At 54.5% G+C, this 22,297-nt stretch carries 19 protein-coding genes and 1 other RNA gene; 3 read left to right on the plus strand and 17 right to left on the minus strand.

Features of this window, described 5'->3' with window-relative positions; genetic code table 11:
- Positions 1-183: 183 nt before the first annotated feature.
- From KJ869_09045 to thrS, 6 genes are all read right to left on the minus strand, one after another.
- Positions 184-411 (minus strand): hypothetical protein, encoded by a 228-nt coding sequence (locus KJ869_09045; GenBank protein MBU1577338.1) that lies wholly within the window; start codon positions 409-411, stop codon positions 184-186.
- An 898-nt stretch (positions 412-1,309) separates the two neighbouring features.
- Complete coding sequence (locus KJ869_09050) at positions 1,310-1,450, minus strand: hypothetical protein (GenBank protein MBU1577339.1); 141 nt, start codon at positions 1,448-1,450, stop codon at positions 1,310-1,312.
- Positions 1,447-1,650 (minus strand): hypothetical protein, encoded by a 204-nt coding sequence (locus KJ869_09055; GenBank protein ID MBU1577340.1) that lies wholly within the window; start codon positions 1,648-1,650, stop codon positions 1,447-1,449. Before KJ869_09055 ends, KJ869_09050 begins: the two co-directional genes overlap by 4 nt.
- 479 nt (positions 1,651-2,129) lie before the next feature.
- The gene (locus KJ869_09060; GenBank protein ID MBU1577341.1) at positions 2,130-3,308 is read right to left on the minus strand and encodes an ATP-binding protein; all 1,179 of its coding nucleotides are present in this window, start codon (positions 3,306-3,308) and stop codon (positions 2,130-2,132) included.
- A 618-nt stretch (positions 3,309-3,926) separates the two neighbouring features.
- Positions 3,927-4,895 carry a UDP-glucose 4-epimerase GalE gene (gene galE / locus KJ869_09065; protein MBU1577342.1) on the minus strand — a complete coding sequence of 323 codons (969 nt, stop codon included), beginning with the start codon at positions 4,893-4,895 and terminating at the stop codon, positions 3,927-3,929.
- An 835-nt stretch (positions 4,896-5,730) separates the two neighbouring features.
- Positions 5,731-7,668 carry a threonine--tRNA ligase gene (gene thrS / locus KJ869_09070; GenBank protein ID MBU1577343.1) on the minus strand — a complete coding sequence of 646 codons (1,938 nt, stop codon included), beginning with the start codon at positions 7,666-7,668 and terminating at the stop codon, positions 5,731-5,733.
- A 631-nt stretch (positions 7,669-8,299) separates the two neighbouring features.
- Between thrS and ssrA the strand changes: the two genes are divergently transcribed.
- Positions 8,300-8,652: a transfer-messenger RNA gene (gene ssrA, locus KJ869_09075) on the plus strand.
- A gap of 1,047 nt (positions 8,653-9,699) precedes the next feature.
- On the opposite strand, the gene KJ869_09080 is transcribed toward ssrA, so the two are convergent.
- From KJ869_09080 to KJ869_09125, 10 genes are all read right to left on the minus strand, one after another.
- On the minus strand, positions 9,700-10,230 hold the full coding sequence (locus KJ869_09080; protein MBU1577344.1) for a hypothetical protein: 531 nt from the start codon (positions 10,228-10,230) through the stop codon (positions 9,700-9,702).
- A gap of 331 nt (positions 10,231-10,561) precedes the next feature.
- Positions 10,562-11,254: a cell division ATP-binding protein FtsE gene (ftsE, locus tag KJ869_09085; GenBank protein ID MBU1577345.1), complete on the minus strand. Its 693-nt coding sequence runs from the start codon at positions 11,252-11,254 to the stop codon at positions 10,562-10,564.
- A gap of 368 nt (positions 11,255-11,622) precedes the next feature.
- Complete coding sequence (gene pdxA, locus KJ869_09090) at positions 11,623-12,585, minus strand: 4-hydroxythreonine-4-phosphate dehydrogenase PdxA (GenBank protein ID MBU1577346.1); 963 nt, start codon at positions 12,583-12,585, stop codon at positions 11,623-11,625.
- Between the two features lie 253 nt (positions 12,586-12,838).
- Positions 12,839-13,186, minus strand: a complete 348-nt coding sequence (locus KJ869_09095; protein ID MBU1577347.1) for a zinc ribbon domain-containing protein — start codon at positions 13,184-13,186, stop codon at positions 12,839-12,841.
- Positions 13,187-13,189: 3 nt separating this feature from the next.
- Positions 13,190-14,674: a tetratricopeptide repeat protein gene (locus tag KJ869_09100; GenBank protein ID MBU1577348.1), complete on the minus strand. Its 1,485-nt coding sequence runs from the start codon at positions 14,672-14,674 to the stop codon at positions 13,190-13,192.
- Between the two features lie 14 nt (positions 14,675-14,688).
- On the minus strand, positions 14,689-16,203 hold the full coding sequence (locus KJ869_09105; protein ID MBU1577349.1) for a tetratricopeptide repeat protein: 1,515 nt from the start codon (positions 16,201-16,203) through the stop codon (positions 14,689-14,691).
- A complete protein-coding gene (locus KJ869_09110) occupies positions 16,200-16,559 on the minus strand; it encodes a sulfite exporter TauE/SafE family protein (protein ID MBU1577350.1) in 360 nt (119 codons plus the stop codon). The genes KJ869_09105 and KJ869_09110 overlap by 4 nt, the downstream gene beginning before the upstream one ends.
- Positions 16,560-18,122, minus strand: a complete 1,563-nt coding sequence (locus KJ869_09115; GenBank protein MBU1577351.1) for an NAD(P)H-hydrate dehydratase — start codon at positions 18,120-18,122, stop codon at positions 16,560-16,562.
- 92 nt (positions 18,123-18,214) lie between these two features.
- Complete coding sequence (acpS, locus tag KJ869_09120; GenBank protein ID MBU1577352.1) at positions 18,215-18,586, minus strand: holo-ACP synthase; 372 nt, start codon at positions 18,584-18,586, stop codon at positions 18,215-18,217.
- A 12-nt stretch (positions 18,587-18,598) separates the two neighbouring features.
- Positions 18,599-18,943: a DUF1232 domain-containing protein gene (locus KJ869_09125; protein ID MBU1577353.1), complete on the minus strand. Its 345-nt coding sequence runs from the start codon at positions 18,941-18,943 to the stop codon at positions 18,599-18,601.
- Positions 18,944-19,058: 115 nt separating this feature from the next.
- Between KJ869_09125 and KJ869_09130 the strand changes: the two genes are divergently transcribed.
- Together KJ869_09130 and KJ869_09135 are read left to right on the plus strand one after the other, a co-directional pair.
- Complete coding sequence (locus KJ869_09130) at positions 19,059-20,060, plus strand: NAD-dependent epimerase/dehydratase family protein (GenBank protein ID MBU1577354.1); 1,002 nt, start codon at positions 19,059-19,061, stop codon at positions 20,058-20,060.
- A gap of 242 nt (positions 20,061-20,302) precedes the next feature.
- Complete coding sequence (locus KJ869_09135) at positions 20,303-21,238, plus strand: CapA family protein (GenBank protein MBU1577355.1); 936 nt, start codon at positions 20,303-20,305, stop codon at positions 21,236-21,238.
- A gap of 60 nt (positions 21,239-21,298) precedes the next feature.
- On the opposite strand, the gene KJ869_09140 is transcribed toward KJ869_09135, so the two are convergent.
- On the minus strand, positions 21,299-22,222 hold the full coding sequence (locus KJ869_09140; GenBank protein MBU1577356.1) for a M23 family metallopeptidase: 924 nt from the start codon (positions 22,220-22,222) through the stop codon (positions 21,299-21,301).
- Between the last annotated feature and the right edge of the window lie 75 nt (positions 22,223-22,297).

Raw genomic sequence — 22,297 nt, forward strand, 5'->3', positions numbered from 1 at the left:
AAAAAGAAAAAGAACAACCGATAAGGCACGCCGTGTCCCTACGCGGTATGCAGGCCAGGCAAGAGGCATGGATTCCTGCTGGAAGCCTGCCCTGAGTAAGGCAAGCAAGCCCTGCTGGCTCAGGGTTTATGCTGAATGCAATGAAGTGCAGGAATGACACGTTGGGCGGATCAGGGCCGGGCCCTACTTGCAGCAGGAATCGCCTTCCTTTTTCTCCCCGTCGTGCTTGTGATGGCACTTGCAGCAGCATTTCACCGCAATAGCCGCCAGCAGTAATATCTTGGTCATCTCCAGATACGAACTGGGCACTGTGCCCAAAATGCCGTGGCTCATTCCAGCAACTTTCAAGACGATCCCCACCAGCAGGCATACGCCCGCCAGGATGATCAGGGTACAGGCGGTCTTCTTCATGGTCTTTCTCCTTTTTGGTTGTTGGTTTTTTTATCCGCAGACTAACGCAGATGGATACAGATTATTTTCCCTTTTCCGGTTGGCTTTCACCGCCAAGACACCCCCGTTTTTTCGGGGTTCACGCATCTTATTTTTAACAGTGGTTCTCAAGGACACAGTGGCTTTTATTCTTTAAACTTTGAACTGACGTACCGTTCACACATTCAGCCAGTCAGGCAAGCAAGTCTTCTCAGTGTGACAGGTCTTTCAACTTTAAACTGGGTAGCGTGCTATTGGTCCCCCCATCCCCGTAACCCAACACAAAATAATCCGTTCAAATCCAGACCAATCAGTTGAATCTGCGTTCTATTGGTCCTCCCGCACCCGCCCCGATCCGCGTTCCAGACGTATCCCTGTCGCATCAGCTCTGCCGCTGAACCAAGAAGGCCGTTAAGGATTTGGCAGTGTCCGAGCGCAGCGAGTTTGTCAAATTCAGGCCTTAGGGTCTGTGCCTGCCGGGCAGAGGTGCAGCGACGAGTTCTCTTTGTAACTTTCTCTTCAAAGAGAAAGTGGGAAGCGGTAGATGATAGATCAGGCACAAAATAATCCGTTAAAATCCAAACCAATCCGTTGAATCCGTGTGCTATTGGTCCTTCTTCTTACACCAGCCGGCTGTTGAATATATACGCCCGATCTATCGCTCATTTTATCCTTTTAAGTAAATTTTAACTTACTTAGAAATAAATTTGGGTTCTAAGTAAATTTTAGTTTATTTAGTATGGTTTTATCCTCCACGGCGGATCAGCCTATGGCTGATAATTAGGCTGCAACTGGGCAATGATTGATTGCAAGCAGGGAATGATAAATTTTGATTCGTTGCGTACGGGGAGGATTATTGTAACTGAATGTTTTTTCAACTTTAAACTCTTGCCCTGAGCCCAGCCGTGAACCGGGGCTCCCCCCAGCGCAGCACCGCCAGCCCCCCGATGAAGCAGAATTTCCAGCCCCGGGTTTCTATAAAATCCTGTATTTCGGCCCCGGTCCGGATCAGCTCGATCATTGGACCAGCCTCTTAAACCGCCGCTGCTGCTCCACCAGCCCTGATCCGCGGCGCGGGGTCAGCCGCCCGATATGCCGTTCCAGCAGACCGCTGCACAGCAGGATGAACTGCCGGGTATCGGCTTTTAGTATCCTGTCCCGCCGGTCTTCCTCCAGGGCCTGTCCCGCTGACTGCCAGCCCATCCCGGCTTTGTTTTTCATGTTTATCATTGAATCCCCGTACCGATGATTATTTATTGTTGATTCTTTTTTCGCGCCTTTAGCGGGCCGTCCCCCTGTCTTTCCCGGCTACTGTCTACTGTCTACTTACGGTCTGCCTTCTACTTTGCGAATTTTAAACTGACGTCCCGTCATTCTGAGTCTGGCGGCCTGACGAACTATCCGAAGAATCTCTATCCGCCGGCGCAGATCCTTCATTAGCCAATCTTGGTTGTCTTTTCAGGATGACGCGCCTTTTATGCTTTGATCTTTAAGCTTCGTATCCTGTCTACTTTCAGCTTTATGAGCTTTCCGTTTTTTACCCTGAGCGGGGCCTGCGGTGAGTCCGCCGCGGCGGATCAAACCGTCGAAGGGCTGCCTTCGTTTTAAGTTCCCCTATTTCCCATTTGCCCACTTCCTATTTGTCCAGTTTCCCAAGTTTCCATTGTTCATTGTTTGGCTCCCTGCCAGGCTCCTCAAACCTATTTGTCCACTGTTTCCAGCAGCTTCAAGTCATGCGGACCGTTGATCACTAGTTTTTTTCTGGCCGGCGTCAGCCGGAACAGCTCCTGCTGCATGGCTGTCATGGCGCTGTTATACTTGGCTTCTATCAAAAGGCCCTTATCGGTTACGAAATCCAGCTCGATGCCGTCCTGGTAAACATAGCGCGGCCCCAGATGCTTGATCTTAAGGTAGATGTAATTCTCAAACAGGCTTCCCAGATCGCGAAATCCGGTGAACTGGCTCCTTATTCCCAGATCGGCCGCGTAGATCTTTTTGGGGGCCAGCAGCCGGGCATTGGTCTTTCCCTGGCGGGGAACCAGATGGATCAGATAGCTGTCGGCAAACAGCTCCAGGTAGCGTCCAGCGGTGTCCGGAGATATTGACAGGACGCTGGCCAACTTGTTGATGCTGAATGCTTTGCCCGACCGTTCCATCAGCAGCAGAAAAAAATCCTTCAGCTGCTGCAGCGCCTTGATTCCGTGCAGGGCGGCAATATCCTTGTGGATGATGTCATCCGCCAGTTCCCTTAAGTAGGCCGGTTCCCGGCGCAACACATACTCCGGAATGCCGCCGGTGGCTAAGTATTTCTCAAAGTGGCTTTCGGTAAGATGCCGGTCCGCCTTGGATATGGTGATGTTTGAGAATTTTAAGTATTCGCCAAAGTCCAGAGGCATTATCTCCACCAACCGGTGCCGCCCCACCAAGTGTGATTTTTTGCTTTTTAAAAGCGAGGCGCTGGATGACGAGGCGAAGACCTTGGCCCTCTGGCCGTCGTAAACATTTTTAAGCTGCTGTTCGTACCCGGGCAGATAGGTCACTTCGTCCAGGAACAGATATACCTTTTCCCGGTGGCTGAAGCCGTGTATCTTGCGGTAGGCCTCTATTATTTCGGGCAGGTTGCTCTTGGCCAGCAGATAATCATCCAGGCTTACGTAAAAAATACGCCGGGGCTCGGCCAGGCCCCTCTTTATCATCCGGTCTATCAGCAGGTGCATCAGGGTGGTCTTTCCGATACGGCGCAAGCCGGTCAGCATCACAATGTCCCGGCTGTCCAGAGATGCTTCCATCGCCTCCAAATACCCGGCCCGCTGGTGAAGGCTTTCCAGCTGCCAGCCCGGCTCCCACCAGGGATTGTAACGATATAAAATTTGCTCCATGGGGTTTCCTTTTTAAAACATTATACGACATCATCGTATAATTTGTCAATATGTTATCCGATGCCGTCGGATAACTATTTCAGGATTAACGGCCGGCCTGGTATTTTCACCGGCGGCGGCGATCTTCCGGGTAAACTCAAACTGCGGTTTACTTTATATTTTTCCAAGATCTGCCTTACTTCCCCCTGGGATGCTTTTTTAGCGTTTTTCGCGGTTAGCTGCCCGTTGTCTGTCGTTGTTTGACGCCCTGCCGGGACTCTCCAGCGATCCATTGTTGCTGGGCAGCATATCCTGGCATCTCGTACGTTTCCAACAGTGCTTGAAGTATATCTAGCATCTCCAACGTGGTCCCAGTTGCCCAGCCCGCCCGTCCGGCCTCTCAAACGTTGCCCTGCCCTCCTGCTGTCTACTTTCTACTTTATGAACTTTCAGCTTAATAATAAATACTGTCTCCTGTATACTGTATACCGGCTTTATTCTTTGGGCTTTAGCACTCACACATTCAGCCAGTCAGGCAACGATGTCTTCTCAGTGTGACAAGCTTTTATTCTTTTAACTTTCAGCTTTAAGCTTTAAACTGGGTATTGTCTCCTGTCTACTGTCTACCCATATCCGCTTTTATACCTTATGCCACTCCCAAGCCGTCTTCACGATGTCCCCCAGGTCGGTATAGCGGGGCTTCCAGTTCAGTATCCTCTTGGCCTTGTCCGACGAGGCGATCAGCCGCGGGGCATCGCCCTCCCTGCGGGGGGTGATCTCCGCCTTGATCTCCCGGCCGGTGACCTTCCGGGCGGTCGAGATCACCTCCTGCACCGAGAAGCCGTTCCCGTTGCCCAGATTGAAGCAGTCCGTCCCCCCGCCCTGTTCCAGGTATTCCAATGCCAGGACATGGGCCTCGGCCAGGTCGTCCACGTGGATGTAGTCCCGCAGGCAGGTGCCGTCCGGGGTGTCATAGTCCGCGCCGTAGACCGAGACCTCGGGCCGCTTGCCCAGGGCCGCCCCCAGCACCAGCGGTATCAGGTGGGTCTCGGGGACGTGCCGTTCTCCGATACCGGCCCCCGGCGCCGCCCCGGCGGCGTTGAAATAGCGCAGGGCGGCCGAGCGCAGGCCGTAGGCCGCCGAGAAATCCCGCAGGGCCTGCTCGATGATCAGCTTGGTGCGGCCGTAGGGATTGATGGGGGCCAGGGGGTGGTCCTCACCCAGGGGGATCTGCACCGGGTCGCCGTAGACCGCCGCGGTGGAGGAGAAGATGATCCGGTTCAGGCCGGCCTGCCTCATGGCCGCCAGCAGGATCAGGCTGTTGCCCACGTTGTTGCGGTAATATGTCTCGGGCTCCCGCACGCTTTCGCCCACCGCGATGTAGCCGGCAAAGTGCAGCACCGCGTCGAACTTTTCCGCCGCCAGCAGTTTTTCCAGCCCGGCCCGGTCGCCCAGATCCATCTCCACCAGCCTTCCCCACTTGGCGAATTCCCGGTGGCCGTGGACCAGGTTGTCCAGCACCACGGTCTGGTGGCCCTTCTGGCTTAAGCATTTGTTGACATGCGAGCCCACATAGCCGCATCCCCCGGTAATCAGTACTTTACTCATGGCTTATATGAATGGTTGATAATGCAGTTAAAAGACCTATTGCCGGTATCCGGTATTCAGGAGATAGTATTCTGTAGAACTTGCTTCTGTTCTCAGTGCTGGTATCCCTGCTTTCAAATCACCATCCTCCTCCGTCCCTGTCGCCTTTGTTCTGTCGCTGGCAAACCCAATGCAGGTCCCCGGTCTTGGTTCCCCGCCTTTAAGCAATTTTGCCCAGGCGAATGGGTGCGGCTGGCCTCGGTCCCCTGTCGCCTCAGCTCTGCTGCTGGTCAAAGGCGGCCGTTAAGGATTTGGCAGTGTCCGAGAGCAGCGAGTTTGTCAAATTTAGGCCGCCGGTCTGCAGCCGCCGGGCAGAGGTGCAGCGACGACCTTTTGACCTCACCACTTCGTAAGCCAGAGCAACCGGTCATACTCAGTGCAGGCTCTTCCCTCTCCTAATGCTTTAGGAGAGGGGTAGGGGAGAGGTGCGGCACAAAAAAGAAAAAGAACAACCGATAAGGCACGCCGTGTCCCCACGCGGTATGCTTACCAGGCGCGAGGCATGGATTCCCGTTTTCACGGGAATGACACGTTGGGCAGGACCGGGCGACCGGACGGTCGCCCATACATTACACGATTATTTTACTTTGAACTTTAAACTTCGTATTTTCAACTGCCGCCTTTGTCACCCTGAGGTCTCGTTCCATCAGGCAAGCTGAACGGGTGACTGTATCCACACATTCAACCTGTCCGGCAAGCCAGCCTTCTCAGTGTGACAGATTTTTAACTTTATGACTTTGAACTTTAAACTTAATGCCGGATACTGTATACCGAATACTGTATACTTCAAATTGCCTCACTTTCTGCCCTGCACCTCATCCCCCAGCTTGGCCATCAACTCCTCAATCGTCATCTTTCCGATATCCCCCTGGCCGTGCTTCCGCAGCGAGACGGTCCCGGCCTCCATCTCCCGGTCTCCCACCACCGCCATGTAGGGGATCTTCTCCATCTCGGCGTCCCGGATCTTGGCCCCCACCTTCTCCGAGCCCAAAAACATCTTCACCCTGTACTCTGATTCCTGTAACCTGTCCCCTAGTTTGCGTGCGTAATCCCCTTGGGCATCGGTGATGTTCATCACCGCCAGCTGAACCGGGGCCAGCCACAGCGGGAAATTCCCGGCGTAGTGCTCGATCAGGATCCCGAAGAAGCGTTCCAACGATCCCAGCAGGGCCCGGTGCACCATGTAGGGCCGGTGCTCCTTGCCGTCCTCGCCGATATAGGTCATGTCGAATCCCACCGGCATGTTGAAGTCGAACTGGATGGTGGTGCACTGCCACAGCCGGCCCAAAGAATCCCGGATCTTGATGTCTATCTTGGGCCCGTAGAACACCGCCTCGCCCTCCATCCTCTCGTAGTCTATGTTGCGGGCCTGAAGCGCTTTCACCAGCGATTCCTCGCCCTTGATCCACATCTCGTCCGAGCCGGCGTATTTGTCCAGGTTGTTGGGGTCCCGCACCGACAGCTCTATCTTGACGTCCTTGAACCCGAAATCGGCCATGATCGACAGCGAGAAGTCCAGCACCCTTAATACCTCGTCGTCCATCTGGGCCGGGGTGCAGATGATGTGGGCGTCGTCCTGGGTGAAGCCCCGCACCCGGAACAGCCCGGTCAGCGTTCCGCTCCGTTCGTAGCGGTAGACGGTGCCCAGCTCGGCCCAGCGCAGCGGCAGGTCCCGGTAGGAATAGTGCCCGGCTTTGTAGATCAGTATCTGCATCGGGCAGTTGACCGGCTTCAGGTAATAGTCGGTGCCGTCGATATCCAGCGGGGAATACATGTTCTCCTTGTAGAACTTCAGGTGGCCGGAGGTCTGCCACACCCATTCCTTGCCGATGTGCGGGGTGTAGACGATATCGTAGCCCCCGGCAAAATGTCTTTTCCGCCAGTGGTCCTCCACAATTGACCGCATCCTGGCCCCCTTGGGATGCCAGCACACCAGCCCGGCCCCGGCCTCATCGTGCAGCGAGAACAGATCCATCTCCTTGCCCAGCTTGCGGTGGTCACGCTTCTTGATCTCCTCCAGCTTCTGCAGGTGGGCCTCCAGCTGTTCCTTCTTGTCGAAGGCGGTGCCGTAGATGCGCTGCAGCATCTTCCGCTTTTCGTCGCCCCGCCAGTAGGCCCCGGCCACCGACAGTAGCTTGTAGAAGCGCATTCGTCCGGTGGACGGCAGGTGCGGCCCTCGGCACAGGTCGGCGAACTCGCCCTGGCGGTAGAGGGATATCTTTTCCCCCTCCGGCAGGTCGTTGATCAGTTCGGTTTTATACAGTTCTCCCTTGGATTTGAACATCTCCAGCGCCTGGTCCCGCGACAGTTCTTCCCTGACGATGGGCAGATCCTTTTTTACGATCTCGGCCATCTGGGCCTCTATCTTGGCCAGGTCTTCCGGGGTAAAAGCAGTAGCGCGGTCGAAATCGTAGTAGAAGCCGTCCTCAATGGACGGGCCGATGGCCACCTTGACCTCGGGGTACAGCTCGGTGACGGCCTGGGCCATCAAGTGGCTGGCCGAGTGGCGGTATATATCCTTGCCCTCCGGAGAATCGAAGGTCAGGGCGGTGAAGGAGGCGTCATGGGCGATGGTGGTGCCCAGGCCCACCGGCTTACCGTCTATTGTGGCCGCAAGCGAAGCTCTGGCCAGACCGCTGCCGATGGATTTGACCACCTCGGCGGCGCTGACCCCCTTTTGGTATTCCCTGACACTGCCGTCCGGCAGGGTGATCTTGATGCTGTTGCTGTCCATTTTGGTTCCCTTTTTCTCTGGTAATAATACATTATTTTTTGACATTTTATAATACCATTATATGCGGCTTAATGTCAATATATTTTAATAGGTTACGTGGGTTTTTTATCCGCTGATTATCGCCGATGGGCCCAGATCATTTTCCGGTTGGCGCGCCTAGCTTTGTCACCCTGAGGGGCCTTCCCGCCAAACAAGACGAACGGGTGACGATCTTCTATATTCACACATTCAGCTAGTAAGGCAAACCGGTCTTCTCAGTGTGACGTTTTTTGATCTTTTGCCGTAGCAGCGGCACCCCGCATTGGCGGTGGCAGCTTTACGAACTTTAAACTGACGTATCGTCATCCTGAGCCCGACACACCTGCCTTACAAACTGAAGGATCTATTTACCGCAAATCCCACCAAGTAAATCGTATCCCTCTCCGCATCGGGGAGGGTTGGGTGGGGTCGACCAAGATGCCTTGACTTTTTCCCTTTTATGGGTTATCTTTATCATGGTTGCGAACTACAGTCTACTGAATACCGTATACCGGATACTCATCCGGCTTTTGAACTTTAAACTGTAAACTTTAAACTGTTCGGATATTCCGACTTTCATTCTTTGAACTTTAAACTTTAAACTCAATTAGAGGGGGGCGACAGGTTTCGACGGATTAAGATAGATCAAAGTGGCATGTCGAGAATGTCAGAGGGCTCGTTAAAATACTGGCAAGCCATCAAAATGGCAACTTTAATTACGCTTTAGCAGCTTAGTTTTAAGCGCTATGTCGTTGTAGGTCTCCGCCCATCGGGCTTACAAACGACATCGTAAAGAAGGGCTGGTTCCGGGTGATGTCCCGTCATTCGGAATAAGATTCCAGGGGCTGCTCCGACCAGGACCGTGTTTATGCGGGCCTTTAGGAAAAGACAAAACATAAACTAAACATGTAGAGGCTTCGGTTGTTCTTTTTTCGGACGTGGGTTCGATTCCCACCGCCTCCACCATATCCGCTCCAGAGTATGGCAATAGTCCGCCGCAGCTTCAGCGCAGGCGGGCACCACTCCAAAGCGTGAAGCATGACAGAAGCCCCGATAACCAAGCGTATCGGGGCACCATCCCAAAGTGCAGAGCTTGGCAACTGTTCATCGAGTAGACCGCAGGCCATATCGAGATGAACAGCCCCCCGGCAAAGGCGGGCACCACTCCAAATATCCAACGCTTGGCAACTGTTCATCGAGTAGGCCGCAGGCCATATCGAGATGAACAGCCCCCGGCAAAGGCGGGCACCATTCCAAAGTGTGGAGCATGACAGAAGCCCCGATAGCATAACCTATCGGGGCTTCTTATTTCTTTTATTAAGAAAGTGTACAGCCTTCTAACATCAACTTAGCCGGCGAAGTATGAACCTGCTAAGCCGGGTTTTAGGGGACGGCCGCGTTCAGCGTTGCAAGCATAAAAGTCGGAAAACCAATATAAAAGCGGTTTGAAAATATTGTTGGATTTAATACTCCAGCTGGTCGTCCCCTAAAGCTTCTCTTTGTAACTTTCTCTTGGCTACAAGAGAAAGTTAAATGTTCGTTTCTTAAAATACTCTGGCTCATCAGAAAAACACAGAAGCCCCGATAGCATAACCTATCGGGGCTTTTCATAATCACTTCTTCTTCACCACAGAGTCGCAGAGGTTTTATTGCTTTTTGTCATTCCCGCGCAGGCGGGAATCCAGACTTTTTTAACCGCAAAGACGCAAAGGACGCAAAGACTTTATTACTTTAATCAGGATGACGCGCTTCAAATACTGTCTACTGTCTACTTTCACCGCAGAGCGATGCACTGAGTTTAATCGAATTGTCGCAGAGACAATCTAGTTATTGGACAATCAGTAAAAATCCGTTGAATCCGTGCGCCATCCGTTCCCCTTACTGTCTCCTGTCTCCTGACTACTGTCTACCGTATACTTTATACTCTAATCTTTTGCCGCAGCAGCGGCACCCCGCAATGGCGGTGGCAGCTTTAAGCCCGCCCTACTGTCGCCTGCCCGGCCAAGGGAACGGCTACTGGATCATCTGCTTGGCGAAGGCGGTGATGGTGGGTTTCAGGTCGATGTCTCTTACCGGGTATTCGAAGATTTTCTGCAGGTACGGTTTCAGCCTCTGGTGGGCCTCGCCGAACCCCTGCGACGACTCCCGGGCCTCCCACCGCCACTTGTCGGCCACGTCCACTTTGCGGTCGTATTCCTTGACGCCGTTGGCCTGCTCCTCGCAGTCCAAAAACTCGGTGCCGAAGACAAAGCCCGCCTTCTTGGCCTTGTTCAGCAGGTCAATGAACTCGGCGTTGAACCGTCTCAGCTTCTTAGACGAAGGCGGGTACACCAGGATCGCCTGCTTGCGCAGCGACTCGATGTTGGCCGAGAACTTGTCGAAATCGCCGGGCAGGTAGTTGTTGAAGTCGTTGGCCAGCTCGGCATACTGTACCACCAGCGGCCGCATGGCTCGGAGGTACTCCTGGTCGCGGGGGTCGGGCCCGCAGCCGGCGGATGAAAAGACCACCGAGAAACATGCCGCGGCGATGAGAAAATATCGCATTTTTACCTCCTGGTTAAATAATAAAATAATATCTATTTCCCTCTCCTAATGCTTTAGGGGAGAGCCTGCACTGAGCCTGACTTATTGTTGCACAAACCGAAGTGGTAGGGTGGGGTCCGTTCCCTGTCCGTTTTTCGCTTCACCGCCGAGCACACAGAGATCACGTAGAATTCTAAAATACTGTAAAAATCTCCCGCCGCTTCAAACACCGTCCGGCTGGCATAACAGGCTTCTCGATCATTTCAAACAACGCTTTGCTCAAATAGTGTGCGCCTCAAACGACACCCCGCCTATCTCCCATCATCCGTTCCCCATTATCTGTAATCTGATCCTACTCCTCCCGCCGCCGCTGGGTGATCCTGGCCGGCAGGTCCTTCTCGATCTTTCCGTTGTCCAGCATCAGCACCCGGTAGGGCATCTTCTTCACCAGCTCCTGCTCGTGGGTGGCCATCAGCACCGCCGTTCCCCTGGCATTGATGTCCTTCAGGATCTGGATTATCTCCAGGGTCCCCTGGGGATCCACGTTCCCGGTGGGCTCGTCGGCCAGCAGGATGAACGGATCGTTGACCAGGGCCCGGGCGATGGCCACCTTCTGCTGTTCGCCGCCCGACATCTGGTGCGGCAGGGAGTGCCGCTTGTGCGACAGTCCCACCTGGTTGAGGGCCGCCATGGATTTCTTGTGGATCATCCCGTGGGAGGCCCCGGTCACTTCCAGGGCAAAGGCCACGTTCTCGTAGACCGTCCGCTCCGGCAGCAGCTTGAAATCCTGGAAGATCACCCCCAGCTTTCGCCTCAGCTGGGGTATCTGCCGGCGCTTGATGCAGTCCGAGGCGAACCCGGCCACCTTGACCACCCCCTGATCCGGGAAATCCTCCATCATCAGCAGGCGCAGGATAGTGCTCTTGCCGGAGCCCGATGGACCGATCAGAAAGACGAACTCGCCTTTTTCGATACTAAAATTGATCTCTGTCAGCGCCTGCCAGCTGTTCTGGAAGGTCTTGGAGACATGCAACAGTTCTATCATAATCGCTTAAATATTTTACGTTTTCGATTTTTCATTATACCATAAATGGGCCGTTGGGATAATCTCTTTTCACTCGCTATCCATGCCCCCTCATTGACCATTTTAAAATCCATCAGCCAGCTCCAAAGAATCATGTGATCCGGAGATTTAGACATATTAGTATTATTAACAACAACATTAACTTGGCCTGTGAAGCATGAAACAGCCAAGCCGGGTTTTAGGGGATGGCCGCGTTCAGCGGTCCAGGGCTAATTATTCAGCATCCGGCAATGACGGCGGTTTGAGTGCTTTGTTCCAATGTATACTTTAGCTGGTCATCCCCTAAAGCTTCTCTTTGTAACTTTCTCTTGGCTACAAGAGAAAGTTAATTAAAGGCCAGGACCATGATCCTTTGATGCCTTTCCCGACAGCCTGGCCGCCAGCAGCACCGCCCGGATCATCGGCTCGGGGTCGGCCTTATTTTTCCAGGCGATATCCGTGGCCGTCCCGTGATCCGGCGAGGTCCGGATGAACGGCAATCCCAGGGTGATGTTGGTGGCCCCGCCCAAAACTTTTAGAGCCAGCAGTCCCTGATCGTGGTACATGGCCAGCAGGGCGTCGGCCCTTCCCTCCTGGCATAACCTGAAACCGGCCTCAGCCGACACCGGCCCGATGGCATTGATGCCAGATTTAACAGCCCGGGCCACGGCCGGAGAGATCACCGCTATCTCCTCCCTGCCCAGCAGACCCTGCTCTCCGGCATGGGGATTGAGCCCCAGAACCACGATCCGGGGATTTTTGATGCCCCATAATTTTTTCAGGGCGGCATCGGTCAGGGACAATTTATCCAGTATCACCTGCCTGGTGATCAGCCCGGGAACCTTGGCCAGCGGCTGGTGAATGGTGGCCAGCGTCACCTTGAGCTTTTGGGCGGCGAACATCATGGCGCAGGGGCCGGAGCCGCACAGCTCGGCCAGCAGCTCGGTGTGGGCCGTCTGTTTATAGCCCGCCAAAGCCAGGGCTTTTTTGGAGATGGGGGCGGTGGCCATTCCGGATATCGCGTTGTCCAGGGCCATCACCGCCGCGGCGATGATGGATTCGGCCGCGATCCTCCCGGTCTGGGCGCTCTCCCTGCCCGGTCCGATGTTGAACTTGGGGCAGTAGATGTCGTGTATCGGGACATTGTTCAGCTTCAGCTTGAAGGCCCCGGCTAATTCCCCCCACAGGTCCCTCGGCCCCACCAGTATGGGACAACAGGCCCGTCTGACCCGGTTGTCCAGGGCCGCTTTTATGGCGATCTCCGGCCCGATCCCGGCCGGATCCCCCATGGTTATGGCTATTCTTGGTTTCATGCTTCTTTATATTTTCCTTCTCATACTAAGGCACAAAGGTTTTCGCTCAATGGTCATTCCCGATTCGATCGGGAATCCACACCCTTTGTAAATATTCTTTACCCTTTGTGCCCCATACAATGTTTCCAATATTTTTAAACATCGCCTGGCATCCAGCTCAATATCCCAAACGCTTCCATTATTTCAAACATCGCCCAGCACACTATCAGGCTCCTCAAACAATCAAACGTCGCTCATCCCTCCGCTGGGATCCTCAAACATTCTCTTCATCTTTGCTTTTATGGACCTCCTCCTCCATGGTCTGGTCCACCATCTCGTCGAAACCTTCCCCGGCCTCGTCCCCCAGTTCTTTTCCCATCTTCTTGGCCCATTTGGCCACCGAGACCGGATCGTTCTCGTCCAGCCCGGTAAAGGAGGAGGGATTGGCCAGCTTCTCCATCCGCTTCTCCTCGGACTGCCGGGTTCGGAATCGCGACATGATCCGCTCCAGTTTTTCGCTTTTACAGCTGGGACATTGTGGTGTCCCGTAAGTCGTGGGGTTGAGGATCAGCAGGCTGACCTTCTTTTTGCAGCCCTGGCAGATGTATTCATAGATCGGCATGGTTCAGGTTTTCTTTGAATGGGAATGATCCCATTTCTCAACGATCCGGGCTATGCTCCGGTTCTTGCTCAAAAATCCGGTCCGCTCTTTTTCATCCTTTATGTTCCCGGCCTTGGCCTGCACTTCTTTATAGGCTAGTTCCAGGTAATTGTCAGATTCTTTCTGCCGGCCCTGCTTCTCCAGAATCAGGCAATGGGTGAAATAGCTGTCCTCCTTGTTGACCTCGAATAGTTCCTGGCTTTCGATTATCCCCACGGCCCGGCTGGAATATTCCCAGGCCGGTTCGATCTCTCCGGTGTCGTAATATATATCGGCCAGCGAGGAATACAAGGTGACCAGGTGGCTCTGGTTGCCGGAACTCTTCGACATTTCTATGGCCTCTTCCCCCAACGCCTTGGCCCCCTGGTAATCCTTGATATTGCCCAGGTATCCCACTTTCTGGGTGAGGTAAAACTCGTGGTAGCTGCGGCTGTTGATCTTTCTGCAGATCTCCAGCGCCTGGTCAATGTAAACGATGGCCCGGTGAAAATCGCCCTTTAGCGAGTAGAGGGTGGCCAGGTTCCCCAGCTTGCGCATCTGGCCGTCCTGGTTGCCGGTGGCCTGTTCTATCCTGAGGCCCTTTTCAAAATTGGCCAGAGCCTGATCGTGGTTGCCCATCAAAGCCTGCATCACCGCAATATTGCTCAGCTTGGTCGACTGGCCATGGAGGTTGCCCAGGGTCTCATCGATCCTGAGCCCCAGGCGGTAATGTTCCAGGGAGCCGGTATAATCGGCCTGGCTGTACATGATCGCCCCCAGATTATTGTGCAGGGTGCTCTGTTTGGCCAGGTCGCCAATGCGCCGGCAGATAGCCAACGACGCCAGATAATATTCCTGGGCCTTGCTTGGTTCATCGGTGGCCAGCAGCACATTGGCGGTGGTTAGCAACACCAAGGCCAGCGAACGCTCGTCGCTGTTTTCCTGGAATATCTGTTTGGCGCGATCCAGGGCCGGCAGGGCCTTGGGATATTGCCCCATCTTCCAGTAGATCTGCCCCAGCCTGGCCAGCGAGCTTCCCAGCCGGGGCTGATTGCCTGCGGCCGAATAAATATTCATGGCCTTTTGGGTGTGCTCCACCGCCTGGTCGAAATTGGAAAGATTCTGGTGAGCCGACGATAACTGCTCATAGATATTGGCTAGCAAATCTGCTTGGTTCCGATTAAGCGCCAGGACCAGTGTATCCTTGGCCTGTTCCAGGGCCTTTTGGTATTCTCCGTTGTAGATGTGAAGCTGGGACAGATACAGTCCGGCGGTTATGGCATAACGGGAATTCCTCGGAGACAGGGAATTTACCTTTTCGGCCACCGACCGGGCCCGGGCCCGGTCGCCGATGACGTCGCAAACCTCCCATTGACGCTGCCAAATGGTAAAGGGAACCGCGGAGGAGATATCTTCGGTGGTCCCCGCCCCCCCGTTATTTTTTATCCAGTTCACTGCTCCGCATCTCATCTGGCGCTCACCGATCATTGGCTGCGGCCGGCATCAGCTGGCTGACCCTTCCTTGCCGCCTCCAATTCCTCCCATTCCCTGATGATGGTCTGGTTGTCTTTATTATTATTGTAGAATCGCTCTAATTCCTTGGGATCGGTTATCTCCCGGGCCTTTTTTAGTACCTCCTGGTAGGCCCTCTCTATGGATTCCCTGGCCTCTGGTTGACTGCCTAGTTTTTTCAGTATCAGGTATCTCCGGTAATACATCTTCTCCAGGGCCACCTCGAAGGTTGAATGATTGGCTATCATCTCGATGGCCCGGTTGGAATATTCCAGAGCCTTGTCCGGCTGCCCCAGGGCATCGTACAGATCGGCCATGTTGGACAGCCCCATGCTCAACCCCGAGAAACTTTGGATCTCCTCGGCCAAAGCGATCCCCTCCAGGCCGTAAGATTCGGCATCCTGATGTACCCCCATCTGGACGCACAGATGAACGTTCCTCATCAGGGAATGGGATAGATACGCCTTGGAATTTATCTGCCGGCTCAAAATCACCGTTCGCTGACTGTAATCGAAAGCTTTTTTAAAATCCTCCTTCAAGGCCCACAGGTCGGCAATATTACTCAGCTTAGAAATCTGTCCGTTGATGTTCCCGGTAGAGATGTCTATCTCCAGCGCCTTTTCCAAATATTCCAACGACTGATCATAATTGCCCAGAGTTCCCTGAAGCACTCCGATATTGTTCATCTTTGATGCCTGGCCGGTGATATTGCCGATGGTCTGGTCAATCTTCAGACCCTCCTGCAGCCTGGCCAGGGCTTCATTATATCGGCCTTTTCTTATCAGGATGGCTCCCAGGTTGTTCAAAATGGTGCTCTGCTTATGGACATCGCCCACCTGGCGGGCCAGGACCAGCGCCTCCTGGTAAAGATCATAGGCCCGGTCCGCCTGGTCCATCCGCAGCAGGGCCCCGGCCACGTTAGACTTGTTGGAGACCATCTTGCGGATATCGTTGTTCTTTTGATATATGTCCAGGGCCTGCTGGTAATAATCCAGGGCCTGCTGGTTATCACCCATCCGCCAGTAGGCCAGGCCGATGTCGCCCTTTACGTCGCCCGACCTCACCTCCATCCCTAACGACTGGTAGATGGCCAGGGCATCGAGCCGGTGCTCGATGGCCTTAGGGTAATCGGACAGGTTATAGCAGGCCTCGCCCATCAGGCTGTGCATCAGGGCGGTTTTTTCCCGGTCTCCCTTTTCTCTGGCCATTTCCAGCCCCTTCCGGGATAGTTCCAGGGCTTTAGTGTATCTGGCCTGGTACTTGGCGATGACGCATTGATAATACCAAGCGTCAATCTGGTATATTGGGATTTTTTCGGACAGCCGGTTCACCCGCCGGGATATCTCTTCGGAAGATCTCCGGTCGGCGACGATATCGCACACCTCCCATTGCCTCTGCCAAATGGTAAAGGGAATGCTGGCTGCCAGGTCGCCTTCGCTCCGGATCTCCTTGACATTGTTTATTATCCAGCCGGTCAGCTTGTTCATTTGGCCAGGATCATCTTTACCGCAATGGCCATCAGGAACACCCCGAACATCCTCTGCAGCCAGACCCCGGAGATCTTCTCGGCCAGCACCGCCCCCAACAGCCCGCCGAAGAAAAAGCAGACCGCCATTACCCCGGCCGCCTTGATGTTGACATGCCCGGCCGAATAATAACGCCAGGCCGCCAGCAGTCCGATGGGCAAAAGCAATGTAGCCAGCGAGGTGCCCTGGGCCTGGTGTTGGGAAAATTTAAACAATATAACCAGCGCCGGAACAATCACCACCGCCCCGCCTATGCCGAACAGTCCGCTGACCACTCCGGCCATGGCCCCCAGCATCCCGTATCCCAGCCAAACCATCTAAGTATCCTCCATTATTTTTTTAAAGGCCCGGGGGAGATGCTCGATGATATCCCCCGCCAGCAGGCAGTATTCCGTTTTATCTTCAGCCGCCAGGTCCCCGGCCAAACCGTGCAGATAGGCCCCCAGCACCGCCGCCCTCTCCGGAGCCAGCCCCTGGGCCAGCAGCCCGCCTATCAGCCCGGCCAGCACATCCCCCACTCCGGCGGTGGCCATGCCACTGTTGCCGGTGGGGTTGATCCAGGCCCTTCCGTCCGGCAGTGCGGTGACGGTGGGAGCCCCTTTGAGAATGATTATTTGGTTGAATTTCTTGGCCGCCTCCAAGGCATATTTGAGTGGCTGGCTCTTTATCTGTGGGATATCGGCTTTCAGTAGCCGGGACAATTCTCCGTAGTGGGGTGTCATTATCAAGGATGCTGCGGACCTCAGCAGTTCCGGCCTAGAGGCAAAGGCATTGAGGCCGTCGGCATCCAATACTGCCGGAAGGTTGCTCGACCTGATGACCAACTGCACCAGTTCGGCGGTCTCGGGATGGGCCGAAAGCCCCGGCCCGATAGCCAGCGAATCGGCCTTGGCCATAAGCTTAAATATCCGGTCCAGCGAAGACAGGGAAAGGGTGCGGTTTCTGGTCTCGGGCAGAGGCTTAGTGATGACCTCGGTCAGCTTGGCCTCCATGATATCGTTCAGACTATCGGGGATCCCCAGATAAACCAGCCCGGCGCCGGAACGCATGGCGGAAAGCGAGACCAGGCTGGCCGCTCCGGTCATGCCGGCCGAGCCGGCCAGCACCAGCACCGTTCCGCAGCTGCCCTTGTGGGCATCGGGTTTTCTGGCCGGCAGCCAGTCTTTGACGATAGAGTGCTCTGCCAAGCGGACAGCTATCTTCTGTTCCTCTATGGCTTTTGCGGGAAATCCGATGTCGGCGATTATGGTTTTCCCAGCCAGCATTTTACCGGGATGGAATAACAGCCCGGTCTTCAAAAGCCCCATGGTGACTGTGACATCCGACCGGATAGCGCAGGATGATACCTGCCCGGTCTCCCCGTCCACTCCGGAGGGAATGTCGGCCGATAGCACCGGCCGGCCGGAAGCATTGATGAGGTCCATGGCCGAAGCAATGTTTTTTCCAATCGGGCCCTTGAACCCCGTGCCGAAGATGGCGTCTATCACCAGATGGGAACCGGCCAGGTCTTTCTTCAGCGATGTCAGCCCTGCTGCCGACACTATCTCCCTGACCTTCAATCCACTCTTGCCCAGCTTTTTGGCATTGGTCAGGGCATCGCCCTTAACATCGTTTATGCGCCCCAGTAAAAAGACCGAGACCTGGAAGCCGTTTTCCGCCAGCATCCTGGCGGCTGCAAAACCGTCCCCCCCGTTATTCCCCTTGCCGCAGACCACGCAAATGCTCCGCTGGTCGCCCAGCCCGCCGGCCCCCAGCATGGCCTCCGCCTGCTCGGCCACCGCCCGCCCGGCGTTCTCCATCAGGGTCAGCCCGGAAATTTTGTATTTCCTTATGGCCCGGGCGTCTATCTCCCGCATCTGTTGGGGTGTGACTACAATCATTTGATTTCCTCCATAATACCCCGCCCACTAAAAACACTAACCCTTAAAATATTTTAGCGTCATTTCGTGTATTTTGCGGGCAACTCCCGTAGTTATATTTTCTCCATCACCGCCACGGCCACCACCATGCTCCGGTCATGTGAGAGAGACAGGTGGAGGGTATACCCCCGGCCGTACTCGGCCGCCCGGCCGTGAAGTTTTACTGTGGGGCGGCTCTTCTCATTGTCCACGATCTCTATCAGATTGGGATAGACCCCCCGCCGGAAGCCCGTCCCCAGGCACTTGGACACCGCCTCCTTGCCGGCGAACCTGGCGGCATAGCTCTGAAACTTGTTAGGGCGGCCCTGGCAGAAAGCGATCTCGGACGGAGTATAGACCTTGTCCAGGAACCTTTTCCCCCACCGGGTTATGGCCTCCTCCACCCTTTTTACTTCGGCAATGTCAATACCTGTCGATGCTATCATAGTGCAAATTTATTATTCGTTTTTAATTTTAGCGGATTGGGTTCTCGTCAGCTCCTTAAGATCGAACGGTTTCATTTGCTCGGTCTCCAGAATGGTCCGGTGATGGGTGGCCAGTTCCTCGGGAACCAGCCTAAAGAACAGCCATAACAAAAATCCCACCACTATCAGGTCGTCCAGATAGCCTAGCACCGGAATGAAATCCGGGATGATGTCTATCGGCGACAGCAGGTATGCGATTACCAGGCCGGGAATGAATTTCAGCTTTTTGGGCAGGCGGGGATCTCCGTAGATCCGCTTCATCAGGAGCAGCTCCTTCCATAGCCTGGCCGGGATATCATTTAATCGGAGCTTGCTCATATCTTATATGTGATTGATAAATTTATCATAATTTGACGAAATGTCAAGGATTAATATTATCCCGGGGCGGCCATAGCTTGTTGACAGCCCTGATAATTTAAGTTAAACTAATAGTATGATTAAATCGGATGGTAAATCATTGGCCCTGGTCACCGGGGCCAGCGGGTTCATTGGCAGCCATTTAACGGAAGCCCTCTTGAGCAAAGGCTGCCGGGTCAGGGCTTTGGTCAGGACCACCAGTAATTTAAAATGGCTCAAAGGTCTGAACCTTGAGCTGGCCTATGGATCATTCGAAGACCAGTCATCTCTGACTGACGCCGTCAAGGATGTGGATTACATATTTCACATCGCCGCCGCCAAGTCCGGTTCCCGGCAGAAACTATTCCGCGATAATGTGGAGGCCGTCATAAATCTGGCCAACGCCGCCGCCAGGTCCGCTCCCGGCCTGAAGAGATTTGTCTTTTCATCCAGCCAGGCGGCGGCCGGACCATCGGGCTGCCTGGAGGAGCCCCGGTGCGAGTCCGACCAATGCCACCCCCTTTCCGATTACGGGCGAAGCAAGCTGGAGGCCGAGCGGCAATTGATGAAATTGGCGGAGCAAATTCCCCTTACCATAGTCCGGCCACCCACGGTCTACGGCCCCCGGGACACCGATGTCTTTTTATATTTTAAATGGATAAGCCGGGGCCTGGCCCTGCTGCCGGGATTCAAAAAAAGGTACGCCCATATGATATTCGTTCGGGACCTGGCCGAAGGGATGATCGGCGCGGCCCAGTCCGATGCCGCGGCTGGCAAAACATATTTCCTGTCCGATCCCCAAAGCTATTCCTGGCAGGAGATCTCCTCCGCCATCGCCCAGAGCCTGAACAAGAAGCCTCTCCCGCTGATGGTTCCGCTGGGCCTGGCCAATTTCGCGGCCCTGCTGGCCGAAGGCGGGGCTTTGGTGGCAGGGAAAGACAGCATCTTCAATCGCCAGAAGGTCCGGGAGATGGCCGAAAGGTACTGGACCTGCTCTCCCGGCCAGGCCGAAAAAGATTTCGACTTCACCTGCCGGTATGATCTGAAAAGGGGGCTGGATATCACCGCCCGGTGGTATAAAGAAAACGGCTGGCTGTAAGATATTTTATCTAAAATAATCGACCTCATAATCAGTTTGATTCTATGAAAAAAACAAAACTTTACGCCATCATTGGGCTTTCGCTGGTGCTGCCGGCCTGCAGTACCGTTCGTCTGAACCAGGCCGTTACTACCAGTCCGGATACTGCCACTGTCATCCTGTCCCCGGCGGACACTGCCGCAACGGATCTGATCTTTTACAGCCCGTTCCCGCCGGATTCTTTGTTCAGCGACACCGTCACCATCGCCGCAGTGGGCGACATCATGATGGGCAGCTGTTATCCTACTCCGCTGCTGCCGCCGGAGAATGGCCGACGCTTATTCGACGACTGTCGGGAGATACTAAAAAAGGCCGACCTGGCCTTCGGCAATCTGGAGGGCCCCTTATGCGACGCCGGCAAGCCGGCCAAGATTGCTAGAAAGGGCAGGTCTTATGTCTTTCGCACTCCGGCATCGTATGCCGGCAACCTGGCCCTGGCCGGGTTCGACGTGATGTCCCTGGCCAACAACCACGCCAATGACTTCGGCTCCGGTGGAAGTTTATCCACCAGAAAGGCTCTGGCCCTGGCCGGCATAAGCTGTAGCGGCAAGGATGGGCCGACTGCCGAGTTCAATATCCGCGGAATTAAAATTGGGCTGATCGCCCTGTCCGTGGGCAGCCCCCCCCGATCGATCGTCCATCCCGAAGAAGCGCTTAACGAGATCGATTCCCTGGCCAGAATTTACGATATCCTGATCGTCTCGGTTCATGGCGGCGGGGAGGGAAAGTCCGCCCTGCATATCAAGGACGCCCCGGAGAAATACCTGAACGAGCCGCGGGGGCACCTGGTTAAATTCGCCCATCAGGCCATCGACCGGGGGGCCGATCTGATAATCGGCCACGGTCCCCATGTCCCCCGGGCCATGGAGGTCTACCGGGACCGGCTGATAGCCTACAGTCTGGGGAATTTCTGCACCTACGGCGGCATGAACTTGAGCGGGGAGTCCGGTTATGCCCCTTTGCTGTGGGCGGAACTTGATAATCAGGGAAAATATTTGAGCTTCAAGGTGCATTCTTTTATCCAAGCCCGACCCGGCGGTCCGAAATGTGACCAGCTGGACAGGGCTTCCGAACTGATGAGAAAATTATCCAAACAGGATTTTCCCCAAAGCCATCCCTATCAGGAAAATGATATCTGAATATCGTTGATCCAATTAAAAAAGGCCAGGAGCGATCCTGGCCTTTAAATTTTATCGGTATCAGAACATCCGGGCTGAGAGGATATAGTTCGCCGGATTTGAAGCCATGCCATTAGTAAGTACTTCATAGTGCAGATGCGGGCCAGTGGTCCTTCCGGTGGATCCTACCAAGGCGATAACCTGGCCGCGCGACACCCTGGAACCCTGGCTGACCCGAATCAGCGAACAATGGGCAAACCTGGTCATTATCCCGTAGCCATGATCCACCTCCAGGCATAGCCCATAATTGCCGCGGGAGCCTACCGATTTGACCACCCCGTCGGCCGGAGCGGTGATGATGGTACCGCCTGGAGCGGCAATATCTATCCCTTCATGCATCCTCATCTCGCCGGTCAGGGGATCGCGCCGGTAGCCAAAATCGCTGATGATCCATCCGGGAGTGGGTTGGATGGAGGGCATATGGTTCCACATCTGCTGGCGATCCTCAAGAGCGGTTGCCAGTTCCTGAAAACTCTCATTCTGCAGCTTGGCCTCCCTGATAAGCCGGCCAAGGTCCTCCTCCACCTCCCTGATTGAAGAGGCGGTCTTTACCGAAACCTCATTGGGAAGGTCCTCCTGCTTGCCGCCCCCGATGCCCACCTGCCTGATATCGGGATCTATGATCTGGAGGCCGGACATCATCCTGACCTTGGAGTCAAAATTCACGAACATCGCTATCTGTTTGTGCAGATCGGCTGATTTTACCGCAAACTCGTTCAGCTTGCTTCCTAGAATGCGATTTTCTACCTGTAGCTTCTGCAGCATTGAGACATCGACAAATTTATTGATATAGCCGGTGGTTACCAAGCCCAAGCCCAATAAAAGAAATACCCCAAAGCACCCCAGGCATACCAGAAGCCATTGGGGCACCCTGACGCTTACGGTGTTACCCCCGTGATGGGGGATAAACACTATGGTAAATTGAGTTTTTTCCTTGAGACCCATAAAATAAAAACAACCGCTAGGTTTAAAATTTAAGCGATAACTTCATAGACCATAACACAAATCAGCATTTCTTGT

It is taken from the genome of Candidatus Edwardsbacteria bacterium (assembly GCA_018821925.1).
In the GTDB taxonomy this organism is placed as follows: domain Bacteria; phylum Edwardsbacteria; class AC1; order AC1; family EtOH8; genus UBA2226.

Coding starts and splice junctions, on each gene's coding strand:
- thrS (MBU1577343.1), bottom strand. CDS start 7,668: ATGGACAGCAACAGCATCAAGATCACCCTGCCGGACGGCAGTGTCAGG.
- KJ869_09140 (MBU1577356.1), bottom strand. CDS start 22,222: ATGGGTCTCAAGGAAAAAACTCAATTTACCATAGTGTTTATCCCCCAT.
- KJ869_09080 (MBU1577344.1), bottom strand. CDS start 10,230: ATGCGATATTTTCTCATCGCCGCGGCATGTTTCTCGGTGGTCTTTTCA.
- KJ869_09055 (MBU1577340.1), bottom strand. CDS start 1,650: ATGAAAAACAAAGCCGGGATGGGCTGGCAGTCAGCGGGACAGGCCCTG.
- KJ869_09060 (MBU1577341.1), bottom strand. CDS start 3,308: ATGGAGCAAATTTTATATCGTTACAATCCCTGGTGGGAGCCGGGCTGG.
- KJ869_09050 (MBU1577339.1), bottom strand. CDS start 1,450: ATGATCGAGCTGATCCGGACCGGGGCCGAAATACAGGATTTTATAGAA.
- KJ869_09130 (MBU1577354.1), top strand. CDS start 19,059: ATGATTAAATCGGATGGTAAATCATTGGCCCTGGTCACCGGGGCCAGC.
- galE (MBU1577342.1), bottom strand. CDS start 4,895: ATGAGTAAAGTACTGATTACCGGGGGATGCGGCTATGTGGGCTCGCAT.
- KJ869_09105 (MBU1577349.1), bottom strand. CDS start 16,203: ATGAACAAGCTGACCGGCTGGATAATAAACAATGTCAAGGAGATCCGG.
- KJ869_09115 (MBU1577351.1), bottom strand. CDS start 18,122: ATGATTGTAGTCACACCCCAACAGATGCGGGAGATAGACGCCCGGGCC.
- KJ869_09125 (MBU1577353.1), bottom strand. CDS start 18,943: ATGAGCAAGCTCCGATTAAATGATATCCCGGCCAGGCTATGGAAGGAG.
- ftsE (MBU1577345.1), bottom strand. CDS start 11,254: ATGATAGAACTGTTGCATGTCTCCAAGACCTTCCAGAACAGCTGGCAG.
- KJ869_09100 (MBU1577348.1), bottom strand. CDS start 14,674: ATGAGATGCGGAGCAGTGAACTGGATAAAAAATAACGGGGGGGCGGGG.
- KJ869_09045 (MBU1577338.1), bottom strand. CDS start 411: ATGAAGAAGACCGCCTGTACCCTGATCATCCTGGCGGGCGTATGCCTG.
- KJ869_09095 (MBU1577347.1), bottom strand. CDS start 13,186: ATGCCGATCTATGAATACATCTGCCAGGGCTGCAAAAAGAAGGTCAGC.
- KJ869_09110 (MBU1577350.1), bottom strand. CDS start 16,559: ATGGTTTGGCTGGGATACGGGATGCTGGGGGCCATGGCCGGAGTGGTC.
- acpS (MBU1577352.1), bottom strand. CDS start 18,586: ATGATAGCATCGACAGGTATTGACATTGCCGAAGTAAAAAGGGTGGAG.
- pdxA (MBU1577346.1), bottom strand. CDS start 12,585: ATGAAACCAAGAATAGCCATAACCATGGGGGATCCGGCCGGGATCGGG.